This window comes from Streptomyces otsuchiensis (assembly GCF_004305975.1).
In the GTDB taxonomy this organism is placed as follows: domain Bacteria; phylum Actinomycetota; class Actinomycetes; order Streptomycetales; family Streptomycetaceae; genus Streptomyces; species Streptomyces otsuchiensis.
This window is the reverse complement of sequence record NZ_BHZI01000244.1, coordinates 1-8,691: the sequence shown is the minus strand read 5'-3', so window position 1 is coordinate 8,691 and position 8,691 is coordinate 1. Positions and strand designations below refer to the sequence as shown.

Annotated in this window: 10 protein-coding genes; 4 read left to right on the top strand and 6 right to left on the bottom strand. The window is 68.5% G+C overall.

Translation table 11 applies throughout. The features are described 5' to 3' along the window. The 4 genes from E0D90_RS20340 to E0D90_RS20325 form a co-directional block, all read right to left on the bottom strand. The coding region (locus E0D90_RS20340; protein WP_130799553.1) for a hypothetical protein at positions 1-630 on the bottom strand (630 nt) is incomplete at its 3' end. Between the two features lie 98 nt (positions 631-728). Beyond that, entirely contained in the window at positions 729-947 is a 219-nt protein-coding gene (locus E0D90_RS20335; RefSeq protein WP_130799552.1) for a hypothetical protein, read from the bottom strand. Beyond that, positions 944-1,174: a hypothetical protein gene (locus E0D90_RS20330; protein ID WP_130799551.1), complete on the bottom strand. Its 231-nt coding sequence runs from the start codon at positions 1,172-1,174 to the stop codon at positions 944-946. The genes E0D90_RS20335 and E0D90_RS20330 overlap by 4 nt, the downstream gene beginning before the upstream one ends. A 77-nt stretch (positions 1,175-1,251) precedes the next feature. Continuing rightward, positions 1,252-1,644, bottom strand: coding sequence for a hypothetical protein (locus E0D90_RS20325; protein ID WP_130799550.1), 393 nt, complete (start codon positions 1,642-1,644; stop codon positions 1,252-1,254). Between the two features lie 559 nt (positions 1,645-2,203). Here E0D90_RS20325 and E0D90_RS20320 point away from each other — a divergent pair. The 3 genes from E0D90_RS20320 (at position 2,204) to E0D90_RS20310 (ending at position 3,952) form a co-directional block, all read left to right on the top strand. Continuing rightward, positions 2,204-3,046, top strand: coding sequence for a helix-turn-helix domain-containing protein (locus tag E0D90_RS20320; protein ID WP_130799549.1), 843 nt, complete (start codon positions 2,204-2,206; stop codon positions 3,044-3,046). Next, positions 3,025-3,237 carry a DUF397 domain-containing protein gene (locus E0D90_RS20315; protein WP_130799548.1) on the top strand — a complete coding sequence of 71 codons (213 nt, stop codon included), beginning with the start codon at positions 3,025-3,027 and terminating at the stop codon, positions 3,235-3,237. The genes E0D90_RS20320 and E0D90_RS20315 overlap by 22 nt, the downstream gene beginning before the upstream one ends. Before the next feature lie 73 nt (positions 3,238-3,310). After that, a complete protein-coding gene (locus E0D90_RS20310) occupies positions 3,311-3,952 on the top strand; it encodes a GNAT family N-acetyltransferase (protein WP_227870358.1) in 642 nt (213 codons plus the stop codon). 563 nt (positions 3,953-4,515) lie between these two features. On the opposite strand, the gene E0D90_RS20305 is transcribed toward E0D90_RS20310, so the two are convergent. After that, positions 4,516-5,238: a hypothetical protein gene (locus tag E0D90_RS20305; RefSeq protein WP_130799547.1), complete on the bottom strand. Its 723-nt coding sequence runs from the start codon at positions 5,236-5,238 to the stop codon at positions 4,516-4,518. Beyond that, complete coding sequence (locus tag E0D90_RS20300; protein ID WP_130799546.1) at positions 5,235-5,621, bottom strand: hypothetical protein; 387 nt, start codon at positions 5,619-5,621, stop codon at positions 5,235-5,237. Before E0D90_RS20300 ends, E0D90_RS20305 begins: the two co-directional genes overlap by 4 nt. A gap of 410 nt (positions 5,622-6,031) precedes the next feature. Between E0D90_RS20300 and E0D90_RS20295 the strand changes: the two genes are divergently transcribed. Continuing rightward, a partial coding sequence (locus E0D90_RS20295; protein WP_369008435.1) for a DUF6531 domain-containing protein occupies positions 6,032-8,691 on the top strand: 2,660 nt, incomplete at its 3' end.

Below are 8,691 nucleotides of genomic sequence, written 5' to 3'. Positions count from 1 at the left end.
GTCGGGGGTGTCGTCGGCGAGGTGACCCCAGAGGCGGTTCTCGGTCCAGAAGCGGTAGGCGAACTCTTCGAAGGAGTCGGCGCAGGCGTCGAAGTGGTTCCGTAGGTCGGTCAGTTCGGACGGGCAGAGGTCGGCTTCGTCTGCGGACGCGTCGTACAGCAGCGGGGAGACGACGACGGAGGCCGGTTCGCCCGGCCGCAGGTAGAGGTACCAGATGAGGCAGTCCTGCTGGTCGCGCAGGAACTGCACGAAGCGGGCGGACGGATCGAAGGGGCAGGCCAGCGGCCCGGAGATGTCGGTCCAGCAGGCCGTGATGGACACCTCGTCCAGGGCGGCCTGGAAGCCGCTGTGCGTGTAGAAGGTGACGAAGTCGGCGGGCAGTGCCAGGCCGGCTGCCGCCAGCTGGCCGGAGAGCCGTCCGAGGGCCGCGACCTCGGACGGGACGGGCACGCCGCGCGGCCCGATCCAGTCGAAGGTGCCGGTGAAACGCGCCGGGTCCAGTGGCGGTACGGATTCGAGCGGATAGCGCTGGTACGTGGTGGCGCAGGGCCGGTAGAGACCGAGGTCGCTCCCCCACCAGGCCGTCCCGAAGCCGCTGCGGTGCACGGTGTCCGTCGTCGGTGCGCTCATCGGTACCTCCTTGCCGGGCCCTGCGGTGGTCGTACCCGAAGCATCGCACCGGGCACTGACACAACCGCCGACGCCGAGGACCGGCCGCCCCGCACCGCCTACCTTCGGTGGCGTGGACGGGTGACGACCAGTGCCGTGGCGGGTGGCATCGCCGCGCGGACGATCCGGTCGAGTTCGATGCGGACGAGGCCGCCACGGTGCTCGGAGAAGGTGACGGCCATATTCCGTCCGCCGAAGGAGACGAGATCGTGGATGCGGACGTGTTCGGCCGTGAGCCGGACGGTCGTGGCCCGCAACGGTGAAAGTCCCGAGGTCACGGACGCTCCTCCCGCTCCCGCAGCGCGGCGTTGAGGGTGCGGACGTCGTCAGTGGTGAGGTTGCCGACGTGGACGAGGTAGGCGCCTCGCCGGCAACCGTCGCACGGGTCCAGGACGTCGATGTCGTCCAGCCGTACACCGAGGTTCTTGACGTGGTTGAAGAACTCCCGGGCCTCCTCCTCCACTTCCTCCCGGTCGGAGTTGGCGAAGCTGATGTCCTCGTACACGATGCTCTCTCCTGGTCGTCGCTGTACTGGTGGCCGTGATCGTCGGGATCGGGGCCATGCCGGGTGGACCGGTGGATTCACAAGGCCCGCAGCAGGCGCCGTGCGGGGGCGTGGCGGTGCACCCGGCGGGCGGAGAGGGAGTAGAAGACCTCCACGTCCCCGGCGCCGCAGATCCGGTCGGGGCCACGGGTGTTGACGCTGATCGGCCGCCCCTTGGTGAGCGCCGACAGCTGGACCGACTGGTAGTCGGCGTCCTCGACCCATTCGCGGAACGTGCGCCCCGGGCTCCAGCCCGCCGCGTCGGCGGGACGAAGGCAGGCACGCGGGTACGGCCCGCTCCCCGGCTCCGGGTCCAGCGCCTCCGCCAACCGCCGCGCCTGACCGCGCATCCACACCAGCGCCGACGCCGGAGTCGCAGTCCACGCCCCGCCGAGGTGCCACTCGGCCGCCGCGTCCGGACTCCGCACCACCGTCTCGCACCACACACCGTCGCTGGGCGAGACCGACCCGGTCGTCTCGGAGGCGAGCGGCCAGGCCGGTGGAACGGGCGCCCCGCCACTGAGCCGAAGCCGATGCTGGTCAATCTCGACCGCCAACTCTGCTTTTTTTAGGCGTAGTTGAAGCAGCGATGGAAGGGGTTCCTCGTCGGTGAACTCCCCGGAATTCGCCGATGGACGTGCCCATGTGCCGGTATCGGCGGACGGCTCTCCACTGTGGGCCAAGGGGTGACTGGGGGCAGTCGCCGCATCGGCAGCGCCGAACCCCGCACGACCCGGCGAAAGCGGCAGGCCAGAGGCGCTTTCGGCCGTCGGGGAAGCCGTTCTCCCGCATTCCGATCGCACGGCGCGATGTGCGGCAATCACGGGCCCTCCAGTCAGTTAGTACGTTCTTTCGTGAATCGCTTACGCGTGCTCTCCGTGGCACTACGGTTACGAATATGGACGTGGGGGAGAGTCCGCACCAGCCAGCGCGCATGAGCCCCGACGCCCCGGAGAACGATTCGCAACAACCCCAACGGGAGGGTGTCCGATGCCACCACGCCGAGCCATCACGGGACGTTCGCAGGAGCCGCGCGCACGGTTCGCGGAGGAGCTAAGGGCCCTGCGCCGAGAGAGTGGGCTCTCGCTGCGGGAGGTCGGGCAGGCCATCACCTACGACTTCACCCACGTCGCCCGGATGGAGACCGGAGAATCCCTCGGCGGCCCCGAACTCGTCCAGGCCCTCGACACCCTCTACAACACGAACTACCTGATCATCCTGTGGGAGATCGCCCAGAAAGACCCATCCCAGTTCAAGCTCCGCTACCGCCGCTACATGGAGATGGAGAACGAAGCAACGAGCATCCAGATCCACTCACCGTGCGTGATCCCCGGACTTCTGCAGAGCGCGGACTACGCGAACGAACTACTGCGGGCTGGCGGCCTTGTTGGCAATGAACTCGTTCGCCAGGTGGAGGCCAGGATCGGTCGGCAGGAGAAGCTTCGAGTGGGCGGCGCCCCCCAACTGCGGGCGATCATCTCAGAGGCGGTACTCCGATCGCCGCTTCAGGATCGGAGGGAGTGGGCCAACCAGCTACGACAGCTGGCTGGAGCCTCCCAGAGCGAGAACATCGCGGTGCAGGTGGTCCCGCTGACAGTCGGTATCCACGGACTGACGAACACCTACGTCAACCTCATCCGGCTTCCGGAGGGAAGGTCGGTGGCGTGGGTGGAGTCCGGGTACTCCGGTGAACTGGTAGAGGAGACAGCCTGGGTCGAGAAGCTCCAGCTCAGCTACGATCGAGTGCGCGACCACGCCCTGTCGCTGAGCGACTCGCATCAGCTGATTACCAAGCTTCTGGAGGACCTGCCGTGCGATCCCGTATCGACCTGACCGCAGCAGCCTGGCGCAAGTCCACCTACAGCAACCAGGATGGTGGCGACTGCGTCGAGGTCGCAGACGGTTTCCCCGGTGTGGTGCCGGTGCGTGACTCCAAGGTCACCGCCGGAGCGGCACTCAGCCTGCCGACGGCCACGTGGGGAACGTTTGTCACCGCGCTCGTGCACGAGACGCTTGAGCCCTGACACACGCGCCCAACCCGTCTCACCGCGCCCTGCCGGTTCACCACGAACCGGCAGGGCGCTGACGTTCGTCGTCTTGGCAGGCCCCGACGGGCTGGCTAGCGTTGCATCCCCCGTCACAGAGGGAGTTCAGTTGCCTGCGTCGCACTCGGTCCGGCCGTTCGAAAGCACCGACGTTCCCGCGCTGACCGCAGCGCTCCGCGACGCGCATGCGACGGACGGGTATCCGGTGGAAGGCGTCGCCCAGCCGGACGGGTGGATCGGTTCGCCGGGCGTCCGGCGCGCTTGGGTGGCTGAGCTGAACGGTCAAGTGGTGGGGCACGTCGCGCTGATGGACGCGGACGGCGAGGACGCGTCCCGCATCTGGAGGGAACAGCAGGACGACGACCGTGACCGCCTCCTCGCACTGGGCAGGCTGTTCGTGACCCGCGACGCCAGGGGCCGTTCACTGGGCGAGGCGCTGGCACGCACGGCCATGGAAGCAGCCCGAGGGGCGTCGCACCGTCTGGTGCTCGACGTGATGGTGAAGGACCAGGCCGCCATCAGGCTGTACGAACGGCTCGGCTGGCGTCGCATCGGCGAAGCTATCCACCACCACGGCGACGGCCTCACCACCCCGGCCGCCTGCTACACCTGGCCCGCACCACCGTCCGGCCCGTCACGCATCGCGCCGGACAGGACCGTAACGACCGATTCACGGACTGATCCGGTCACGTAGGCGCCCTACCCGCCGATCGCGTTGTAACCGCCCCTCGCAGGGGCGATGAGGACGCCCGCACTCCACCCGGGTGCGGGCCGCCGGTTCCCCGTTGCTACCCCTCGTAGGGGCGATGAGGACCCGCCCTTACCGCTCCCACATGCTGACCTGCCCCGGTTGCTACCCCTCGTAGGGGCGATGAGGACGGGAGTACCCGGAGCACACCCTCGCCGGGTACGCGGGTTGCTACCCCTCGTAGGGGCGATGAGGACCCCATTGTGAAGGTCCAGGTCACGGCGGGTGTGGCTACCCGGGTGTGGGGGTGGTTTTTCAGCGGACCTCCGGTAGTGCGGGAAATCCCGGAGAGTTGCTGAAATCCGAGTCTCCGGCGTGCGCCGGATCGGGCGGTTGGTGCCGGTGGTCATCGTAGTGGGGCGCGGGAGGCCGATGAGGGTCGGAAGGGAATCAGCGGTGTGCGGCGAGCGTGGCGAAGGGCCACCGTCACGAGGGTGGTCCGCTTGCCCTCCTCTCGTTCAACGGGACTTGGCGTCGCTGCCACGCGTCGTCACGGTGTCTCGGGTCTCTCAGATCCTCGCGATCTCCCGGACCGAGGTCAGGAACTGTGCCAGCACGCTGACGTCCCGGCACTTCTGCCACCAGTGCGCGCTGCACACCAGCCACACCGCCTGCTCGTCGAAGGCGAAGCGCAGCCCGTGCGTCTTCGGCCAGTAGAGGCCCTTGCCATCGACTGACGGCAGGCGCCGGTGGTACTCCTCGGCGTCCCAGGAGTCGGTGTAGCGGAGGATGCCGCATTCCTCTGCGTTCACCCACCTCACGCCAGTGGTGGTGACGATCACATAGGCGGGGCCACGCAGGGGGTCCCGTCGCCGCGCGCCGGGGTTGGGGACCGCGTTCTCGGTCTTGGGGTCGCTGCCGAAGGAGGCGAGGATCTGCTCTCCGTCGTCCATCCCGTGCCGTGCCACGTACGTCTCGATCATCGGCCTGTGCAGGTAGGGCGTGACGCGGAAGGAGCCCCCGATCCTGGTCTTCCGGGCCAACGACACGACGCGTTCGGCCAGGGCCTCGTCCGCCGTCCGCTCGGGCCGCGAGCCGGACTCGTAGATGTACATGTTGATCGCCTGGAACACCCGCGCGCCGTCGTGCGCGCTGCCGTGCATGGTCACCTGGCCGGGCGGCAGCTTCACCGCGGCTCGTTCCTGCTCCCGCTCCGGCTCCCACTCCGGGTCGGAGTCTGGGCCGGGCTCCGGTGAGGAGTTCCCGGGGCCGGCGTCACGCGGTCCGCTCATTCGCGGTGGAAGTGCTGGTCACCGGCGGACTGGTAGGCCCTGCCGCGGTCCCGCACGTCGGCCTTCATCGTCACGTTGCGGACGCCGCCGGGCGGCAACTGTGGCTGCCACTGCTGCTCAACCATCCGGCGGAGTTCGTCGGCGAGTTCGGGCTGCTCCGCCAGCAGGCGCCTGAACCTCCGCCGCCACTCGACGGCCATCTCAGCCTCGATTTCGGCGGGGGTGTCCGTGGCCACCAACTCCTGTTGGGCTTCTTCCAGTTCCGCCTCGATGGTCGCCACCCGCTCCGGGTGCACCTTGCGCCACAGGGCGACCGCCCCGGAGCGGACGGCGTTCCAGCCCTCGGTCGCCATCGCCCCGACCAGGGCGGTGCCCGCCGCCACCGCTAACTCCTCCACAAGCAGATCTCCTCACGCTGTGTGGAACTTTTGACGGTGCTATACCCGCGTAACAGCCGGAGTTCACGCTCCGGAACGCAGGGTTCGGCAGCTCACATCGGACGCCGTGGACACGGGCGACGCCAGGGGCCAACTCCGGTCCCGAGGCACCCAACTGGACTGTCGGCCTGGTGATCAGGGACGGGCGCACGGGCAGCGATGCCCGTGAACCGGCGCGCCCGCCGCACGGCTCGCGGGGGCAAGGAAGCCATGGTGCTCCGTACTGGCCCGCCCAACCAGGTCGCAGCGACGGTCGTGAGTCGAACGTGCGGCGGCAGATTCCGTTGCGAAGCGTGACTCCTAGTGGCTAGCGTTACGTCTTGTATCGCAGTGCCACCTGGGGGGGGTTGTCGGTCGTGGGGCGTTCGTCTGACTGGTCGGTGTTGGGGTTGTCGTCGGATCCGACGCCGGGTGATCCGGAGCGGATTAAGCGGTTAGCGGAGCGTCTGGAGACCTTCGCTGATGATGCGGCGGAGGCGTTGTCGACGATCCGGGGGATGGTCGAGTCCGACTCCCTGGCCACCTTCGTCGGACTCACCGCTGACGCGTTCAAGGAGCGGTTCGAGAAGGTCCCGCCGAACCTGACCAAGCTCCATACCTCCTACGACCTCGCCGCCGCGGCGTTGGCGACGTACTGGCCGAAGCTGGAGGACGCCCAGCGCGACGCCGACCGCGCCCTGACCGACGGCGAGTCCGCCGCGACCGAACTCGCCACCGCCCAGTCCGCGCTCGCCACCGCCGTCTCTGAACTGGAGGACGCGGAGGAGGCGGCGGAGGACCCGGACGAGGACGAGGTCCGAGGCGGTGTCCGCGAAGCACTGCGGACCGCGAGCAGCGCGCACGAGGGGGCCGAGGCCGCCGTTGTCTCCGCCGAGTCCGCCCTCACCGCCGCCAAAGCCCTGGCCGGGCAGGCGAAAGAAGCACGCGAGACCGCCGCCGAAATCTGCGCCGCATCGTTGGAAGAAGCCTCGGAAGCGGGGATTCAGAACAAGAAGTGGTGGCAGAAGGCCGTGGACTGGGTGGTGGACAACTGGGACACCATCGTCGCCATCGCCAAGGTCGTCGTCGCCGTCCTCGGTGTCGTCGTCATGATCATCGGCGGGCCGCTGGCCTGGGTGGTACTCGCCGCAGCGTTGATCGTCCTCGCGGACACACTCATCGACTACGCCAACGGGAACGCCTCGCTCTGGGACGTCGGGTTCGCGATGCTGGACTGCATCCCGGGGTTCAAGGGTGTGACGAGTCTGGCGGGGCTGGCTGGTGGGGTGAAGAAGTACGTCACCAACTTCAAGAACCTCCCCGCGATGTACAACAAGGAGGGCATCCGGGGGATCGGGAAGGTGCTGATCGGGGACCCGATCGACATCGCGACCGGTGAGATGACCCTGCGGAACACCGACCTCACCCTTCCCGGCATCCTCCCCCTCACGATCGAGCGCGAGCACCTCTCCGACTACCGTTACGGCCGCTGGTTCGGCCGTTCATGGGCCTCCACCTTCGACCAGCGGCTGGTCCTGGACCAGTTCGGCGCGGACTACTACGCCGATGACGGGATGCGACTGCACTACCCCATCCCAAAACCCGAATACGGCGCACCCGTCCACCCCGTCTCCGGGCCGCGCTGGGGGCTGTCCTGGGACGGCGCCGGCGGCGGCGCCATGACCATCCACCAGCGCGAGAGCGGCCGGACGTTGCACTTCGCCCCGGTCCCCGGCCGGCGCGGTTCGGAGTTGCCGATCGTCGCGATCACGGACCGCAACAACAACCGCATCGACTTCCACTACACGCCCGAGGGCGACCCGTCGGAGTTGGTCCACTCCGGCGGCTACCGGATCGGTGTCGCCGTCTACGACGGCCGCATCACCTCCCTCACCCTCCTCTCCGACCCCGACCAGCCCGTCATCCGCACCTACGACTACGACCGGTCCGGGAACCTCGCGAAGGTGTACAACTCCTCCGGCCTCCCCCTCTGTTTCGAGTACGACGCCCAGCGGCGGATGACCCGCTGGGAAGACCGCAACAACACCTGGTACTCCTACGAGTACGACCCTGCGGGCCGGTGCGTCTTCACCACCGGCACCGGCAGGGCGCTGGAATACCGCTACGACTACGACCCGGCGAACCTGCGGACCACCGCCACCAACTCACTGGGCCATGCGACCACGTACCAGATGAACGACGCCTGGCAGGTCACCGCCGAGACCGACCCCCTCGGCCACACCACCCGCAAGACCTGGGACGAATACAACCGGCCCCTCACCGTCACCGACCCCCTCGGCCGCACCACCCGCTACCAATGGGACGACAACGGCAACCTCACCTGCCTGACCCGCCCCGACGAGCACCAGATCACCGCCGAATACAACGACTACGGCCAGCCCACCCTCATCCGCCAACCCGACGGCACCACCTGGCACCACGCCTACGACAACGCAGGCAACCGCACCACCACCCTGGACCCCGCAGGCAACCGCACCCGGATCGGCTACGACAGCGCCGGAGCCATCGCATCGGTCACCGACGCCCTCGGCCACACCAACCGGATCGAAAGCAACGCCGCCGGCCTCGTCCTCCAGGTCACCGACCCGGTGGGGTCCACCACCACGGCGGAACGTGACGCCTTTGGCCGCGTGATCACCGCCACCGACCCCATGGGCGCGATATCGCGGCTCACCTGGAACACCGAGGGCCAGCTCCTCACACGCACTGACCCCCTCGGCGGCACCCGCACCCACACCTACGACGCCGAAGGCAACCTCCTCACCGCGACCGACGAGAACGGCGGCGTCACCGCCTTCACCTACGGCCCCTTCGACCTCCCCGACTCCCGTACCACCCCCGACGGCGCCACCATCCGCTTCACCCGCGACACCGAACTCAAACTCACCGCCATCACCAACCCCCTCGGCCACACCTGGACCTACACCCACGACCCCGCAGGACACCTGGTCGCCGAAACCGACTACGACGGCCACACCACCACCCACACCCACGACCCCGCCGGCCAAACCACCGC

What these genes read in the sequence shown, in the direction of transcription:
- E0D90_RS20320 (WP_130799549.1), top strand. Translation starts at nt 2,204, where the DNA reads ATGCCACCACGCCGAGCCATCACGGGACGTTCGCAGGAGCCGCGCGCA.
- E0D90_RS20305 (WP_130799547.1), bottom strand. Translation starts at nt 5,238, where the DNA reads ATGAGCGGACCGCGTGACGCCGGCCCCGGGAACTCCTCACCGGAGCCC.